Raw genomic sequence first — 17,326 nt, forward strand, 5'->3', positions numbered from 1 at the left:
ACCGAACAATATTCGAATTAGTGGGCTGTTTTCAAATTGGTGACTATCTTTGCGAGAGTGCTTCTAAAAAGCATCGTTACCGACCAAAAATTACTTTATGACCGAATTACGTACAACGATAGAAAAAGCATGGGACGACCGTTCCCTACTTTCAAACCAAGATACCATAGCTGCCATTCGAAAAGTGGTTTCATTATGCGATAGCGGTGAGCTTCGCTGTGCTGAACCTACTACTAACGGTTGGCAGGTAAACGAATGGGTGAAAAAAGCGGTAGTACTGTATTTCCCCATTCAACAAATGGAAACCATGGAAGCCGGAATTTTTGAATACCATGATAAAATTCCACTCAAAAAAGGCTACCAAGAAAAAGGAATCCGCGTGGTACCACACGCTGTTGCGCGTCACGGTGCCTACATTTCGAAAGGCGTTATCATGATGCCAAGCTATGTAAATATTGGTGCCTATGTTGACGAAGGAACTATGGTCGACACCTGGGCAACCGTCGGGAGTTGTGCCCAAATCGGTAAGAATGTTCACCTCAGTGGTGGTGTAGGCATCGGTGGCGTTTTGGAACCGTTACAGGCAGCACCCGTTATTATTGAAGACAATTGTTTTATCGGCTCACGCTGTATCGTGGTCGAAGGCGTTCGGGTTGAAAAAGAAGCAGTGCTTGGAGCTAATGTAGTACTTACAGCCTCCACAAAAATCATTGATGTTACGGGCGATGAACCAAAAGAGAGCAAAGGATTGGTACCAGCGCGATCGGTCGTTATTCCCGGAAGTTATACCAAAAAGTTCCCAGCAGGGGAATATCAAGTGCCCTGTGCCCTCATTATTGGGAAGCGAAAGGAAAGCACCAACAAAAAAACATCGCTTAACGATGCCCTTCGCGAATACGATGTAGCGGTGTAATTTGGTATGAAGGTACTTATCATACAGCAGAAAATGATTGGAGACGTACTTACGTCTACCGTGCTATTTGAAGTACTTCGCAAGCACTACCCAAAAGCCGAATTGCATTACTTGGTCAATTCGCATACCATCCCGGTTATCGAACACAATCCTGTAATCGATAAGATAATTCCCTTTACCGAGGCCATCGAACAATCGAAAGCCCAATTCAAAGCATTGCGGGAAACCATCAAAAATGAAGGCTATGATGTGGTTATTGATGTCTACGCTAAAATAAGCAGTGCATGGATTGCGAAAAGTTCAGGGGCAAAGTATCGAATTTCCTATAAAAAATGGTATACGCAATTTGCCTATACACATACCTTTTCAAGAAGGACTATTTCCTTAACCAACGCCGGATTGGCCATCGAAAATCGGTTGATGCTCTTACAGCCGTTCTTGCCGGACATCGACTTCAACCATAAACCGAAAATATATCTTACCGACGCAGAAAAGGACTTGGCGGCAACCCAGATTAAGAATGCCAACATCGACCTTTCTAAACCACTGTACATGATTTCGGTGTTAGGCAGCAATGAATTCAAGACCTATCCCCTTCCCTACATGGCGGGTTTATTGGATTTTATTGTGAAGAAAACCAATGGGCAATTGCTCTTCAACTATATTCCCTCGCAACGCGAACAGGTCGAAAAACTCTATCAACTCTGCTCCGCTGAAACCCAATCACATATCAATCTCGAACTGTACGGCAAAAGCTTGCGTGAGTTTATGGCGCTAACGCATCATTGCGATGCGTTAATCGGGAACGAAGGCGGCGCGGTAAATATGGCAAAAGCATTAGATGTAAAAACATTTGCCATTTTCACGCCATGGATAAAGAAGGAAGCTTGGAGCGTTTTTGAAGACCGCAAAAAGAATACATCGGTTCATTTATATGACTTTATCGATTACAAGCCCGTCTTTTCAAATAAGAAACCGGTTCGAAAAAGAGCGGCAAAATATTACGAGCAGTTTACGCCAACATTGATTTACCCAGCACTGGATGAGTTTTTAACAGAAACCATTTCAATTCCCGAAGCTGAGCGTTTTTCAGCAACGATCATCACCTTCAACGAGGAGAAAAACATAGCGCGTTGTATCGAGTCCTTATTACCCGTGGCAGAGGATATCGTAGTGCTGGACTCTTTCAGCACCGACACCACCGAAGAAATCTGCAAACGGTATCCCGTACGGTTTATGCAACAGAAATTTGAGGGTCACATCCAACAAAAAAACGCAGCAGTAGACGCTGCAAAATATGATCGTATCATTTCCTTAGATGCCGATGAAGCGCTGAGCAAGGAATTACAGGCCTCTATTTCGAGACTGCGACAACATTGGGAAAAAGATGGGTATTATGCGAAACGCTTCAATAATTACTGTGGGCAATGGATTTACCATTCCGATTGGCATCCCGATCGTAAACTACGCATCTTCGATAGAAGAAAGGCGCGTTGGGGTGGCATAAATCCACACGATACCATACAAATGGAAACCGGCAGCAAAACCGGTCGACTGGATGGTAGCATCCTACATTGGGTACACCAGAATTATAGCGAGCATGCCCAAAAAGTACAGAAGTTCTCGACCATTGCCGCCAAAGAATATTTTAAGCTAGGGAGACGTTCCACAATTTTCGATATTTTGGTGAAACCGTCATGGACCTTTTTTAAATCATATATTTTACGAATGGGCTTTTTGGACGGCCTAAACGGTTTGGTAATTTGTACCTTTAGCGCCCATACCACGTATCTAAAATATTTGAAGTTACGCGAACACATTAAAAACCAACGAAAAAACGCTTCATGAAAATAGTAATCCTCGCCGCAGGCATCGGGTCTCGGCTCGGCAATCCCTTTCCTAAACCCCTTACTCCGCTTAAAAACGGAAAGAGCATCATGCAGATGATGGTGGAAAATATCGACACCTATTTTTCAGAACATGACATTTATGTTGTAGTCGGTTTTAAGAAAAATAGCATCATGGAAAGCTTTCCACAATTGGCGTATATCTACAATCCCTATTTCGACACCACCAATACCTCCAAAAGCTTGGTACGTGCCCTTCGGAAATGCAAAGGGGAAAGCGTGCTATGGTTTAATGGCGATGTGGTTTTCGATGGAAAACTATTGGAAGACCTTATGCCTCATCTAGAAGAAGACACCTCTTTTGTTGCCGTGAATACCAATCAGGTAGGTGAAGAAGAAGTAAAGTATACCTTGAAGGAAGGTGTCATCGATCAACTTTCAAAAACGGTTGAAAACGGTTTGGGTGAAGCAGTTGGTGTTAACTTTGTTTCGAAGAACGACCTGGATGCCTTTATCGCTCGTTTGGATGAATGTGAAGAACAGGATTATTTCGAGCGCGGTATCGAACTGATGATTGAAAAAGATAATGCAAAAGTGAAGGCAGTCGATATTTCCAACTTCAATTGCATGGAAATCGATTTTCGTGAAGACCTAGAAAACGTGAATAAATTTTTATAGAAAATGAAAGCGGTCCTCTTCTGTCAAAATGCCTATGCCTTCGAGATTATGAAGCCCATTATGAAAGTGTTGAAAGAAGAAGGTGATGATTTTTTGTGGTATATCCGACCAAAACTTCAGGAATTATTCCCTTTTGAAGGCTTCCCTGTCACGCAAAGCATCGCTGAGATTGAGGCCTACAAACCCGATGCGATCATCTGTCCGGGAAATGAAGTGCCCCACTACCTACGTGGATTGAAGGTTCAGATCTTTCATGGCTTGGCAGGTGAGAAAAAGGGACATTTTCATATTCGGCATTATTTCGACTTATACCTTACGCAGGGACCGTATTTTACGCGTGGCTTCAACAAACTGAAAGAACGTTTCAAGAATTTTGAGGTCATTGAAACGGGTTGGTCGAAACTGGACGCCTATACTGAAAATGAAGAAGCTATTCTTTCAGAAAAAAAACAACTCTTAGCGAAACATAGCGCGAAGCAGTTACTGTTGTACGCACCGACCTTCTCTCCTTCACTTACATCGGCGGAAGTATTATTTCCAGAAATTGAAGCTTTGGCAAAGAATAACGATTATGTGATCCACATCAAATTTCACGATTTGATGGATGCTGCCTTCATCAAAAAATACAAAAACCTAGCTGAAATCTACCAAAATGTGTACTTCAAGGAAGAACGTGGAATCATAAAGCAATTTGTAATGGCCGATCTATTGATTAGCGATACTTCTTCGGTTATTTATGAATTTCTATTGCTCGATATACCTGTTATAACCTTTGGCAATATTTCAGGGAACATTCGCTGGCAGAACCTCACTGAAAAAGGAAAATTAGTGGAAGCCGTCCAGCAAAATCTTTCGAAGGATCCCTTTGCAGAGCAACGCGCGGAGGTAATTGCAGAATATCATCCGTATTCCGACGGAAAATCGGCCGAACGCATGGTAGCAACCATTAAGCAGTATATTTCAGACCATGGCGTTCCCGAAAAAAGAAGATTGTCGCTATTTCGGAAGTATAAAATCAACAAGCTTTTCGATAGAAAATCGTAATTATTTCTTCAACCCCAACTTCTTCTTCCAACGAATCTTGCGGTAGTATTTCTCCTGAAATTTTGAAGTCAGTTTCCACATCAATTCGAATACCTTTTCATACGGTTCACCGGTAATCTTGGCATACTCATCACTCATGGTGGCGACCATATCTTCATGGGGTGTTAATCGACTAAAATTCTTGATGCGTTCTTCAAAGGAAAGTGTCTTAAACTCCATGCGGTTAATATCGACCAAGTAAAAATGGTAGTTGTCACCTTGCTTTTCTATCAATGTATTTCCCGGGGAATGATCTTTAAAAAGAATATTGTTTTCGTGAAGGCTATGGGTAAAATGAACAAATTGTCGCAATATCTTTTCATGATCTGGGAGCTCTTGCTCTTCCACCAAATCGCGATAAGTATAATCGGCCTTGATAAACTTACAGACATAATAACTATGGGCGAGTCCGACAACATCAAATTCTTCCTTATAATAGATGGGCTTTGGCGTCCCGATGCCAACTTCTTGAAGTTTTTGAGCATGTTCGTACGAACGTCGTGCCTTGCTTTTCCGAAAATAGCGATACGCGATCTTATTGATGAGATTCGGAATTTTAAACGACTTTATCACTATTTCAGTCCCATCGAAAAGTATGTGGCGGGTAATCAGGTTTCGTCGGTCTTGAAGTGTTTTCCCTTTCTCCCGCAATTGTTCCGATGTAATAAGGGTTTCGATTTCCGGAATAAATTTCTTCAAAATAATAGGCTTTCTAATATTTCCCAAAAATAGGTATAATACACCATCAAATAAGAGTTGAACACGTAAATATTAAGGCAACAAGGGAGTATTATTCATTTACGGTATATTTGGAGCAAACTTAGTTAATGAGAAATTTTTCAATTGCGATAATTCATTTGGAAGCCATTCATCAGGTTTACCATTTTGTAACAATCGCTTTAGCTTTATCGAAAAATCATGAGGTGTCTATACTCACATATCCAGGCAAGCATACCTTACTACGAAGTTTGTTAAATAGTTTGGATGGTGGAAATGTAAACATCATCGAACGCCCGACGATGTTATTCCGAGCAATTACAGATTCCTTAAAAGGAAGAGAAAAACCTAGAAGAGGCTTTTGGATAAAGAAAAACCAAAATTATATATTATCTAACTTCGACGCCGTTATTTTTACGGACTATTATCACCATTATCTATTAAAAGCAAGGGGAAGCCTTAAAAGACCAAAGTTTATAAAACTCCCCCATGGCTTGCCAGGTAGAAGCTATAGCTATCGTGAAGACCAAAAGGATTTTGATTTTCAGCTTATATACGGTTCTTTTCACGAGCGGAAATTGGCTGAAAAAAACCTTCTGGCAGATCATTATGCAATTATGGGGCTGCCTAAATTGGATGCAATCCCTTCGGATAAACCAAATACACCCTTTAAGGATAAAAAGCCTATCGTATTGTATACGCCTCATTTTGCCTATCCCCTTTCTTCATGGCACGATCATGGTGTTAAAATCTTAGAGTATTTCTCTAGCCAAGATACGTATAACTTACTATTTGCTCCGCACATCAACCTTTTTAAGAAAATTAAAAAAAGTGCTGAGGCATCTGAAATTCCAAAAGACTTTTTCAACACGCCAAATATTCATATCGATTTAGGAAGCCAAAAAAGTGTGGACATGTCGTATTTGCGTTTAGCTGACATTTATTTGGGTGATATTTCAAGTCAGGTGTATGAGTTCATAACTTCACCAAGACCTTGTGTATTTGTAAATGCCAAGAATGTAGATTATTCCGAAGACCTTCATTTCAGGTTTTGGCAATGTGGGCCAGTAATTCAATCTGTCACAGAGCTACCAAATGCTCTTAAGAAAAGCGTCTCTGAATTTGATCAATATAAGAAAATACAAAAAAAGTTGAACGCCGTTAACTATTATACCGAAAAGGGAACCACACCTTCAAAAAGAGCCGCAGACGCCATAACGAGTTATTTAAAGAATTGCTTTTCTTCGGAAAGCTAAAGGTATTTGTCAATACCGTTAGGACACCACCTTAAATTGTCATTCTTAGCTTTTTCCTGAATAGCATCATTTATATTCAAATTGCTCTTCGAACTGGTTTTATGCCAAATATGGTATACAATTCCGCGGTAACGAAGTCGTCTTCCCACTACTCCGTTATTCATCATACGGGTAATCAATTCTGAATCTTCACGTCCCCAGCCGGTCATCGCTTCATTATACCCATTCACATTTTTAAAATCATCACGCCAAAAGGAAACATTACAGCCTCGTAGTTTCTTCGATAGTTCGGTTTGCGGTGCATAAAAATTGCTTAACAGCGGAATATGAAGCGTTCGGGTTCGATTTTTAATTCCTTTTGAAAATATATTGAAGGTGATGTTTTCGGTTTCGAACAATTCATCCCTGTATTCCTCAAGAATATTCACGCGACTGCCAAATAGATACAGACCTCTTTTCGCAAAGGCTTTATGATCCTTAATGAAGTGTTCATGAAGAATACAATCGCCATCGGTTTGAATGATATAGTCGGCCTTCGATTTTGCGATGGTTTTGTTTAAAATTTCGGATCTTTTGAAACCTTCATCTTCGTGCCAGACATGAACGATTTCCATGTCGGTCTGTTTTCTGAAGCCATTTATAAGTTCTGTTGTTTCGGGCTTGGAACCATCGTCAGCAATCAAAAACTCGTCTGGGAGTTCCGATTGTCGCACTAAACTCTTAAACAATAGGTTCAAGGCTTCTGGCCAATTATAGGTCGATACCAATAATGCAACTTTAGGTTTCATCCAATACTTTTTGATAGAGTTTTAAGGTTTCAGTTCCCATACGTTGCGCAGTAAATTGCTCTTCAAAGAAAGAATGCGCATTGGCAACAAGTCGTTCGGAAATCTTGGAATCGTTATAAAGCGACTCAACATATCGTGCCAGTTCTTCATTGTTATCGATTTCAGTCATCAGCCCAGTTTCCCCATGTTGAATAGCCTCTGGTATACCTCCAGCATTAGTGGTAACCACTGGAACCTTATATTTAAATGCTTCCATAATGGTCAGTGGCAAACCCTCGCGGTTGGAAGTCATTAACAAACAGTCAAACTGAGGCAAATATGTTTCAGCATTTTCCGTAAACCCTAAAAAGTGAATATTCTTTTCGAGGTTTTTTTCAATCACTTCAGCCTCCAGTTCTGGTGTTGATTTGGTTTTTCTTCCCAATTGTATGAAATGAATGTTTGAATTTCCGTTCCTTTTCACCATAAGTTCAGCTACCTTAACCAGAGAACTTAAGTTCTTTGCTCGGGTATGATTTGCAATATTTCCTACCAAAAAGGCTTCAGAAGGGAGGTCCAATTTAGATTTGAGCGATTCCTCCGAAACAATCATTTCTTCCCGAATCCCATCATATATGGTATATAGTTTATCGTACGAAGACCGAAAGGCAATTTCCTCTTCAAAATGTTGCTGTGCCGCTTGCGAAACAAAATGAATTGCCTTAATACCCTTGAAATTATACTTTAACCTACTGAAGAAACTTTTTTTTCGCATAATACCGTTGATAGTATAAACGGTTGGTATACGAATTCCATGGATAAAGTAAAAGAGGATAAAGTCTTTTATAGAACTACCAGTATGAATGTGCAGCAATTCCGGCGCTTCCTTTTTAATGATTCCAGAAATTATTTTTAACGATTTTTTATCTATTGGAAAATATAACAAACCTTTTTTCTCGGCGTAGGAAGCCAGTTCAGACCCTTTACAACAAAGTAAAGGGTTGACAATGCCCAAGTCGTTCAGAGCATGAACCAAGTCAATCATCTGTTGTTCCCCTCCTCCCCACGTTGTGGCATAAGAGATATGTAGTACTTTCATAGGAATATTTACAGAATCAAAAATACATATATTCATTTAGAAGATTTAAGGTAGTTTTGTAAACGATGGAGAACGAATTAAAAATTGCAATAGATCTACTAAAAAAAGGAGGTCTTATCCTGTACCCTACCGATACGGTTTGGGGTATTGGCTGCGATGCTACAAATCCACAAGCCATTCAAAAGATATTTGAGCTCAAAAAACGATCCGACAGTAAATCGCTTATCTGCTTGGTTTCCGATTTTAAGATGCTGAATCAGTTTGTTGAAGATGTACCCGAGGTTGCCTATGATATTTTAAAGTACGCCGAACGACCTACCACGGTAATCTATGACGATCCTATTCGCGTAGCGGAAAATTTGATCGCTTCCGATAATTCGTTGGGAATTCGAGTGACCAAACATCCGTTTTGTAAGCAATTGGTTCGGAAATTCAGAAAACCGATCGTTTCTACTTCGGCCAATATCAGTGGGGAACCTACGCCAAATTCCTTTGCTGAAATATCATCTTCCATTTTGGAGGGCGTCGACTATGTCGTACCTTTGCAGCAGCAAAAAAAGGGAGGAAAACCCTCGGCGATCATCAAGCTAAAAAATGATGGTACCGTTCAGGTAATTCGCAGCTAAGCGGGCTTTTACCCTTCTTTTGAAATTTTCAGAAAACGATGCCCAGTTATACGAACGCCCTATCACAACCTATCTTCAAGACCATTGCAAAAGCCAGTTCTAATTTAGGATTGGAGAGTTATGTCATTGGTGGATTTGTTCGCGATTATCTGTTGAAACGCGGCGAACCCAAGGACATCGATATTGTTACTATTGGAAGTGGTATCGAGCTAGCAAATGAAGTGGCTCGTTTACTTCCTGGAAAACCGAAGGTTTCTGTCTTTAAGAATTTCGGTACCGCTATGTTGAAGAGCGGTTTGATAGAATTGGAATTCGTAGGCGCTCGAAAGGAATCGTATCGAAGTGATAGTCGCAAGCCCATCGTTGAAGATGGTACATTGGAGGATGACCAAAATCGTCGCGATTTTACCATCAATGCCCTAGCATTAAGTCTGAATGAAAAATCTTTTGGAGAGCTTTTGGATCCGTTTGATGGTATTCAGGACTTGGAGAAAAAAATAATTCGAACACCCTTGGATCCCGATATTACCTACAGCGACGATCCCTTACGGATGCTTCGCGCCATTCGCTTTGCAACGCAATTGAACTTCACCATTGAAAAAGAATCATTAGACGCCATTCGTCGAAATGCAGCGCGCATCAAGATTATTTCGAATGAGCGGATTGTGGATGAGGTGAACAAAATTATGTTGACACTTCAACCCTCACAAGGCTTTGCTTTATTAAACAAAACTGGTTTGTTGAAATTTATCTTCCCAGAATTGGTAGCGCTAAAGGGAATCGAAGAGATTGAAGGGCAACGTCACAAGGATAATTTCTGGCATACCCTCGAAGTAGTCGATAACATTTCGGAGGTCACCAACGACCTATGGCTCCGTTGGGCCGCGTTGTTACATGATATTGGAAAAGCTCCTACAAAGCGATTTGATAAAAAAATTGGTTGGACCTTTCACGGGCACGAATTTAAAGGCTCGAAGATGGTGTATAAATTGTTCAAGCGGTTGAAGATGCCGTTGAACGATAAGATGAAGTATGTGCAGAAGCTGGTCCGTATGAGTTCTCGTCCGATAGCAGTAGTAGGCGACGTTACCGATAGTGCTGTCCGTAGATTGATTTTCGATGCGGGTGATGATATTGAGGATTTGATGACTTTATGTGAAGCGGATATCACCACTAAAAATCCAAAGAAGTTTAAAAAATACCTTCGCAACTTTCAGAAAGTACGCGATAAGATTGAAGAAGTTGAAGAGCGCGACCATGTTCGAAACTTCCAGCCACCGGTAAGTGGGGAAGAAATTATGAAAACCTTTGGGTTGAAACCCTCCCGCGAAGTCGGCATCATAAAGGATGCGATTAAGGAAGCGATTTTGGAGGGCGACATTCCGAATGATTATGACGCCGCCCGAAAGTTTATGCTAGAGAAAGGTGAAGGTTTGGGGTTGGAGAAGGTGGCAGAGTAGCAATAGGCAATAGGCAATAGGCAAAAAATGAAAAAGAAAGACAACAGAAAGGTCATTTACTGGCTGTTAACCGGCTGTACGCTTATTTTCATTATGGTGATTGTAGGCGGCATTACACGATTGACCCATTCGGGGCTATCGATTTCTAACTATAAATTGATTTCTGGAACCATTCCTCCAATGAATGACGTGGAGTGGCAGGAAGCCTTTGACCTATATAAGCAGTATCCGGAATATCAAAAGCTAAATTCCCATTTCGGATTGGAGGAGTTCAAGGATATTTATTTTTGGGAATGGCTACACCGTGTTATCGGTCGCTTTATCGGGGTGGTGTTCATCATTCCATTTTTATATTTCCTATTCACCAAACAACTGAGCAAACCTACTATCAAAAAAAGTATCATACTACTGATTTTAGGTGGTTTCCAAGGGTTTTTAGGGTGGTATATGGTAAAAAGTGGCTTGGTAGACCGACCGGATGTTAGTCATTATCGATTGGCCATGCACCTCACCACAGCCTTTATCACCTTTGCCTACTGTCTTTGGGTGGCATTAGACCTCATGTACCCTACAAAAAAGGAAATCGATACCCAATTCCGAAATTTGGTCAGAGTTGGAATGGCGGTTCTAATCATTCAGATTATTTGGGGAGCCTTTGTAGCGGGATTGGATGCAGGTTGGCTGCATAACCATTGGCCTAAGATGAGCGATGGCGAATGGGTGCACGAAACCGTATTTATCGAACAGGAACCTACGTGGAAAAATTTTGTGGAAGGGAAAAGCGGTGTACAGTTTGTGCATCGATATTTAGCCTATGTGGTGGTTGCCTTAATCGGAATTATCTGGTATCGCTCTCGGAAGCTGGTAAGAACAGCCTTGCAGAAAAAAGCCGTTCAGGTATTAGTAGTATTGGTTTTCGTACAATTTGCGCTAGGTGTTTTCACATTATTACTGCAAGTTCCGGTATGGCTGGGCGTACTTCATCAGGTTGTGGCATTCTTCCTGTTAGCGGGAATGACGTTTACGCTGCATCGGTTTAGTAAGTAGACTTAAGTCTTTAGTCTTTAGTCTTTAGCAGTGAGCGGTGAGCCTGCCTAGCCGGCAGGCAGGCGGTGAGCGGTGAGCCTTTAGCCATTTCTCGTAGCATTTACATGAAAAATTTTGCATTCTAGCCTCTTTTCTATTCTCCATTTTCTCTGAATTCTACATTCTTAATTCTGAATTCTGAATTCCTTCTATGTTTCTCAGAGTCTACCCAAACCCGCAACAGGGATTGCAGCGGCATCCCCCGATGTTATATCGGGGATACAGCGAACCTGCCTACCCTGTCTGCCGACAGGCAGGCGGCAGGCAGGAAGCCCGGCCCTCCTGAGCTTATTATAAGCGAAGGAGGGGTTGCCTAAAAAAGAAAAATCACACTTCCTAAAATACTGTTCATGGCTTCTAAATAGTGAAGAAATCGCTACCTTTGCCATCCTAAAATTTGTACGTCATGATCTATCGATTTAGAGTGTTGTTGGATACCCATGAAGATGTGTTTCGCGATATCGAAATAGAGGCTTCCGATTCGTTGGAAGACCTGCACAACGTTATCGTTCAGTCGTTTGGATTCGAAGGACAGGAAATGGCTTCCTTTTACGTCAGTAATGAAAAATGGGAACAGGGCGAGGAGATTGCCTTGTTCGATATGGATGACAAACCGGGCGATATTCGCATCATGAGTGATACCCGATTAGAAGATACCGTTTGGGAAAAACAGCCACGCTTGCTTTATATTTATGATTTTCTGAAAATGTGGACGTTTATGGTGGAGTTAGCCCAAATCGTAGAACCAGATGACGGTATGAGCTACCCTAACCTGATGTTTGCGCATGGCCAGATTCCTGCTGAAGCACCCGATCGCGAATTCATTATCGAGGATATGGATGAAGATTCCGAATCTGAAGACGTAATGGATTTAGATCCTGACGATTACGACTCCTTGGATTTTGACGAGAATTGGAATTAGTGCTACGCGCAGTAAGCTTTATGCTGTATGCAGTAGGCTGTGAACGGTGAACCCTCCTTCGGCGGGCAAGCAGTGAACGATATTAAGAAGATAAAAATACCCCTATAAAAACAACCTAAGCATGATAAACCTATATGGTACCCATATCGCTTCCCTGTCCATTCATCGGGTGGGGAACAAAAGTAGAAATGAAGGTATGTTCCTTTCGGCCCAACCCTATAAATTGGATGATGAGCTTACGCCATTGTTGAAGGAATATTTCTTTAAACCGTTTCGCGATAAGGAGGAAAACTACTTTCAGTTTCGTCACGACACCGATTTGGAGTTCCATGAAATGTTCAATTTAGTCACTGCCATTTTTGACCAACCCGAACAGGTGCATGCGGTAAGTCAGAAGATCTCCAAATACCTCTTCGACCAGAGTATGCATCCACATATCAAAAGCGGTGAGGTCTATGTAGCCTATTTGGAAAACCTTCAAATTGACAATGAAAAAGTGGATGGTGTCGGTATTTTCAAGTCGGAAATAAAACAGGATTTCCTTCAGTTTTCAGAAAAGGAAAACCAACTGGACGCCGTACTTCAACAAGGGGTAAACCTGAACAAACTCGATAAGGGGTGCTTGATTTTCAACACTAAAAAAGAAGAAGGATACAAAATTCTTTCGGTCGATAGCAATCGTTACGACACACGTTATTGGTTAGAGCAATTTCTAGGGGTTGATGCTTTTGAAGATGAAAACTTCTTCACCAAAAAATACTTAAAATTCTGTCAGGATTTCGCCAAAGATGTGGTGTTACCTGCGGAAGACAAGCAACAGGAGGTGATGTTTATGAATCGTGCGGTGAACCACTTCGCCAAAAATGACAATTTTGAGGAAACGAACTTTATGAATGAAGTGATCGACAATCCTTCCCTTATCCCCGAGTTTCAACACTACAAAACCGAAAAGGCACCAAAGTACAAGATTGAAGATTTGAGCAACTTTCCGATTTCGAATACGGCGGTTTCCGCTGCGCGGAAGAAGATCAAGAACGTGATCAACTTAGACACGAACATTCAGATTAAGATGGACTTTATAAATCCCGACAGCGCTGAAAAGTTTGTAGAAAAAGGTTGGGACGAAGAGCGACAGATGTATTATTATTTGGTGTATTTTAATAAGGAGCAGAAAAGTTAAATAGCTGTAGGCTTTATGCTATAAGCTATAAGCGCTGAATGGTGAATGGTGAATTTATAAGTATTCAACTGAACGCCCCAAAGCAATTATTTTCTACTAATGATTTTTGAATTTTCTGGCTGTTGGCTGTTGGCTGTTGGCTGTAGGCTGTAGGCTGTAGGCTGTAGGCTGTAGGCTGTAGGCTGTAGGCTGTAGGCTGTAGGCTGTAGGCTGGAAAGTTAATTGATAAAAGGTTTTTTAAATGAATTAGAAAAGAAATCGAAAAGCTTTAAATCGTAAATTTTTTGTCTGTAAGTTCTTAGCTAAAATTCTATACTCAAGGTGATTTCGAGAGCCTCAATCACCTTTCACTACGCCAACACTGGTGTTTCTACAAAATCGAATCGGACTAAGCCGTCTTTTGCGATTTCGGTGAGTTTCACTTTGTGGAGCGTATTGACCAAGCTTGGATTCCAAGGTGCTTTTACCTTTACGTAGTTTTCGGTGAAACCATGGATATAGCCTTTTTTATTTTCACCTTCAAACAAAACAGTCCGTGTGGTTCCCAATTGCTGCTCGTAGAAAGCGCGACGTTTTTTGGCTGAAAGTCCGCGTAGCATTTTGCTGCGTTTTTTTCTAGTACGTTTCGGCACACGACCTTCCATGGTTGCGGCCGGTGTATTGTCTCGTTCAGAATAGGTGAAGACATGTAAATACGAGATATCCAGTTCGTTTAGGAAATGATAGGTTTCCAAAAACCGCTCTTCTGTTTCACCAGGAAAACCAACGATAACGTCCACTCCGATACAGGCATGCGCCATGACTTCACGAATACGCGCAACACGGTCTTCATATAATTCCCGCATATACCGACGGCGCATCAATTTCAACAAATCGTTGCTACCGCTTTGTAGTGGAATATGAAAATGCGGTACAAACGTTCTGGACCGTGCCACAAAATCGATGGTTTCATTCTTCAATAAGTTTGGCTCGATTGAGGATATACGAAGGCGATCAATTCCTGGTACTTCGTCCAAGGCTTCACACAACTCAAAAAAGGTATGCTCGTGCCTTTTGTTTCCGAACTCCCCTTTTCCGTAGTCGCCAATATTCACACCGGTCAATACGATTTCCTTGATATCTTGGGCGGCAATTTCGGCTGCATTCTTCAACACATTTTCTAAGGTATCGCTACGCGAAATTCCACGTGCCAATGGAATGGTACAATACGTACATTTATAGTCGCAACCGTCCTGCACCTTTAAAAAAGCTCGGGTGCGATCACCGATGGAATAAGAACCCACATAAAAATCGGCTTCATCAATTTCGCAGGAATGAACTTCCCCTTGATCATTCTTACTTAAGTCGTTTAAGTAATCGGTTAACTTGAACTTTTCCGTCGCCCCTAACACCAAATCGACACCTTCAACATCTGCCAATTCCTCTGGTTTCAACTGTGCATAGCAACCTACGGCTGCCACGAAAGCATCTTCATTCACCTTTTGCGCCTTCTTCACGATGGTCTTAAATCGCTTATCGGCATTTTCGGTCACACTACAAGTATTAATAACGTAGATATCCGCCTCTTCCGAAAAATCGACACGCTGGAAGCCCTCATCCTCAAAATTACGGGCGATGGTCGAGGTTTCACTGAAGTTCAGCTTACATCCAAGAGTATAAAAAGCTACTTTTTGAGTCGCAGACATGTTTTTTTGCGTTTCATTTAAAAAGGGGTGCAAAGATACTATTATTTTTAGTCTTTCTTTAGTGAACGGTGAACGGTGAACGGTGAATGGTGAACGGTGAACGGTGAATGGTGAGTGGTGAGTGGTGAGAAGTGAGAAGTGAGAAGTGAGAAGTGAGAAGTGAGAAGTTATAAAACGTAAGTTATCTTATTTCTCTAAGTTGACTTCGAGAGCCCTGCCTACCGCCTGCCTGTCGGCAGACAGGACAGGCAAGCTCAGTCAACGAATTTTGATTATTGATTATTCCGTTCTCAGAAATATCGAAATTGTATCTTTGGAAAAAAGACAATACGTTGCGCCTTACACCATTTTATATTCTTCAGTATCGGTCATACACCTTCCTGGGACTTATAGTAGTATTATTTTTTTCATTAACATCCTGTAACGATACTTCATCTAATGATCGCGACCATCTTGTCTTTCGCTACAACGAACACAGCAATATCAGTTCCTTAGATCCTGCATTTGCCAGGAATCCGCAGAATATTTGGCCGACCAATCAATTGTTCAACGGGTTGGTGCAATTGGATGATAACCTAAACGTAAAACCGGATATTGCAAAGTCTTGGACCATTAATGACAGCACCCTTACCTATACCTTCAAGCTACGAGATGATGTGTATTTTCACAAAAGTGAACTATTCGGTCAGGATTCAACTCGGACGGTTACGGCAGATGATTTTGTGTATAGCTTCGATCGGTTGACCGACGAGAAACTCGCTTCTCCCGGAAGTTGGGTCATGAGCAATGTAGAAAGGTATTGGGCGGAAAATGATTCCACCTTTCATATTCAATTACAACAACCGTTCCCAGCATTTTTGGGCTTGTTGAGCATGCGTTATTGTTCGGTGGTTCCTATGGAAGCAGTAGACCATTATGGAAACGATTTTCGCAGTAATCCCATCGGCACAGGTCCATTTCATTTTAAATTATGGGAAGAGAACGTCAAATTGGTGCTTCGCAAAAACGACCTATATTTCGAAACCGACGAAAATGGCACTCCCCTTCCCTATTTAGAGGCTGTTGCCATCACATTTTTGCCGGACAAACAAAGTGAGTTTTTACAATTTGTGCAGGGTAAGCTCGATTTCATTTCAGGATTGGATAATTCGTATAAAGATGAAATCATTACCACTACGGGAAAACTTCAACCCAAATATAAAGAAGAGATCAAACTCATAACGACTCCCTATCTAAATACCGAATACCTTGGTTTTTTCATGGGAAGTACCACTTCTGAAATAGAAAGTGAAGAAATTCGAAAGGCGGTAAACTATGGCTTCGATCGAGAAAAGATGGTTACCTATCTTCGAAATGGAATGGGCATTCCGGCCGTAAATGGTGTTATTCCTAAAGGGTTACCGGGTTTTGCTGAAATTGAAGGGTACGATTACCAACCTGAAAAGGCAAAGCAGCTTATTCAGCAGTATATAAGAGAAACCGGCGATACGCAGCCTTCCATTACGATTGGCACGAACAGTCAGTATCTGGATATTTGTGAATACATCCAACGCGAACTTGAAAAATTAGGGTTGAATGTTGAAATAGATGTGATGCCGCCTTCAACCCTACGACAGATGAAAAGTACTGGTGAATTGGACCTGTTCCGAGCCAGTTGGATTGCCGATTATCCCGATGCGGAAAATTATTTATCACTATTCTATAGTGAAAACTTCACCCCAAACGGACCCAATTATACACACTACAAAAGTGAAGTTTTTGATAGTCTCTATGAGACATCTTTATCACTTTCCAGAATTGAAGACCGCAAGCACCTATATGAAAAAATGGATTCGATTGTGATGGCAGACGCTCCCATCGTTCCGTTGTATTACGATATGGCCATCCGATTTGTAAATAAGGATGTAAGCGGCCTGGGCATTAATCCGCAGAACTTTTTAGTATTAAAAAAGGTCAAAAAAAAGAAGCGGTAAAAACCGCTTCCTTTCAACTTTAATATGCTATCAA

General features: G+C 41.3%; 15 protein-coding genes. 11 read left to right on the plus strand and 4 right to left on the minus strand.

Going from position 1 to position 17,326, the window contains the following annotated elements:
- Positions 1 to 97: 97 nt before the first annotated feature.
- Genes I4Q58_RS13115 through I4Q58_RS13135 form a run of 4 tightly spaced genes read left to right on the plus strand, consistent with a single transcriptional unit; the run spans position 98 to position 4,482 of the window.
- Entirely contained in the window at positions 98 to 913 is an 816-nt protein-coding gene (locus tag I4Q58_RS13115) for a 2,3,4,5-tetrahydropyridine-2,6-dicarboxylate N-succinyltransferase (RefSeq protein ID WP_203296351.1), read from the plus strand.
- Between the two features lie 6 nt (positions 914 to 919).
- Positions 920 to 2,761: a glycosyltransferase gene (locus I4Q58_RS15655; RefSeq protein ID WP_236002931.1), complete on the plus strand. Its 1,842-nt coding sequence runs from the start codon at positions 920 to 922 to the stop codon at positions 2,759 to 2,761.
- Positions 2,758 to 3,438 carry a phosphocholine cytidylyltransferase family protein gene (locus tag I4Q58_RS13130; RefSeq protein ID WP_203296352.1) on the plus strand — a complete coding sequence of 227 codons (681 nt, stop codon included), beginning with the start codon at positions 2,758 to 2,760 and terminating at the stop codon, positions 3,436 to 3,438. Before I4Q58_RS15655 ends, I4Q58_RS13130 begins: the two co-directional genes overlap by 4 nt.
- A gap of 3 nt (positions 3,439 to 3,441) precedes the next feature.
- Positions 3,442 to 4,482 carry a CDP-glycerol glycerophosphotransferase family protein gene (locus I4Q58_RS13135; RefSeq protein WP_203296353.1) on the plus strand — a complete coding sequence of 347 codons (1,041 nt, stop codon included), beginning with the start codon at positions 3,442 to 3,444 and terminating at the stop codon, positions 4,480 to 4,482.
- Here the strand turns inward: I4Q58_RS13135 and I4Q58_RS13140 are convergent, their stop codons facing one another.
- Positions 4,483 to 5,220 (minus strand): lipopolysaccharide kinase InaA family protein, encoded by a 738-nt coding sequence (locus I4Q58_RS13140; protein ID WP_236002932.1) that lies wholly within the window; start codon positions 5,218 to 5,220, stop codon positions 4,483 to 4,485. It lies immediately after the preceding gene.
- A 128-nt stretch (positions 5,221 to 5,348) separates the two neighbouring features.
- On the opposite strand from I4Q58_RS13140, the gene I4Q58_RS13145 reads away from it, so the two are divergent.
- A complete protein-coding gene (locus I4Q58_RS13145; RefSeq protein WP_203296354.1) occupies positions 5,349 to 6,494 on the plus strand; it encodes a CDP-glycerol glycerophosphotransferase family protein in 1,146 nt (381 codons plus the stop codon).
- Here I4Q58_RS13145 and I4Q58_RS13150 read toward each other — a convergent pair.
- Complete coding sequence (locus tag I4Q58_RS13150) at positions 6,491 to 7,282, minus strand: glycosyltransferase family 2 protein (protein WP_203296355.1); 792 nt, start codon at positions 7,280 to 7,282, stop codon at positions 6,491 to 6,493. The genes I4Q58_RS13145 and I4Q58_RS13150 overlap by 4 nt on opposite strands.
- Positions 7,272 to 8,360, minus strand: a complete 1,089-nt coding sequence (locus tag I4Q58_RS13155) for a glycosyltransferase family 4 protein (RefSeq protein WP_203296356.1) — start codon at positions 8,358 to 8,360, stop codon at positions 7,272 to 7,274. Before I4Q58_RS13155 ends, I4Q58_RS13150 begins: the two co-directional genes overlap by 11 nt.
- Before the next feature lie 65 nt (positions 8,361 to 8,425).
- Between I4Q58_RS13155 and I4Q58_RS13160 the strand changes: the two genes are divergently transcribed.
- The 5 genes from I4Q58_RS13160 (at position 8,426) to I4Q58_RS13180 (ending at position 13,634) form a co-directional block, all read left to right on the plus strand.
- Positions 8,426 to 8,986, plus strand: coding sequence for an L-threonylcarbamoyladenylate synthase (locus I4Q58_RS13160; RefSeq protein ID WP_203296357.1), 561 nt, complete (start codon positions 8,426 to 8,428; stop codon positions 8,984 to 8,986).
- Between the two features lie 38 nt (positions 8,987 to 9,024).
- A complete protein-coding gene (locus I4Q58_RS13165; protein ID WP_203296358.1) occupies positions 9,025 to 10,446 on the plus strand; it encodes a CCA tRNA nucleotidyltransferase in 1,422 nt (473 codons plus the stop codon).
- Between the two features lie 27 nt (positions 10,447 to 10,473).
- On the plus strand, positions 10,474 to 11,493 hold the full coding sequence (locus tag I4Q58_RS13170) for a COX15/CtaA family protein (RefSeq protein WP_203296359.1): 1,020 nt from the start codon (positions 10,474 to 10,476) through the stop codon (positions 11,491 to 11,493).
- 445 nt (positions 11,494 to 11,938) lie between these two features.
- On the plus strand, positions 11,939 to 12,454 hold the full coding sequence (locus tag I4Q58_RS13175) for an IS1096 element passenger TnpR family protein (RefSeq protein WP_203296360.1): 516 nt from the start codon (positions 11,939 to 11,941) through the stop codon (positions 12,452 to 12,454).
- A 121-nt stretch (positions 12,455 to 12,575) separates the two neighbouring features.
- Entirely contained in the window at positions 12,576 to 13,634 is a 1,059-nt protein-coding gene (locus tag I4Q58_RS13180; protein ID WP_203296361.1) for a nucleoid-associated protein, read from the plus strand.
- Between the two features lie 350 nt (positions 13,635 to 13,984).
- On the opposite strand, the gene mtaB is transcribed toward I4Q58_RS13180, so the two are convergent.
- Positions 13,985 to 15,319 (minus strand): tRNA (N(6)-L-threonylcarbamoyladenosine(37)-C(2))-methylthiotransferase MtaB, encoded by a 1,335-nt coding sequence (gene mtaB / locus I4Q58_RS13185; RefSeq protein ID WP_203296362.1) that lies wholly within the window; start codon positions 15,317 to 15,319, stop codon positions 13,985 to 13,987.
- A gap of 380 nt (positions 15,320 to 15,699) precedes the next feature.
- Between mtaB and I4Q58_RS13190 the strand changes: the two genes are divergently transcribed.
- A complete protein-coding gene (locus I4Q58_RS13190; RefSeq protein WP_236002939.1) occupies positions 15,700 to 17,292 on the plus strand; it encodes an ABC transporter substrate-binding protein in 1,593 nt (530 codons plus the stop codon).
- Positions 17,293 to 17,326: the final 34 nt, after the last annotated feature.

This window comes from Luteirhabdus pelagi, assembly GCF_016827595.1.
GTDB lineage: Bacteria > Bacteroidota > Bacteroidia > Flavobacteriales > Flavobacteriaceae > Luteirhabdus > Luteirhabdus pelagi.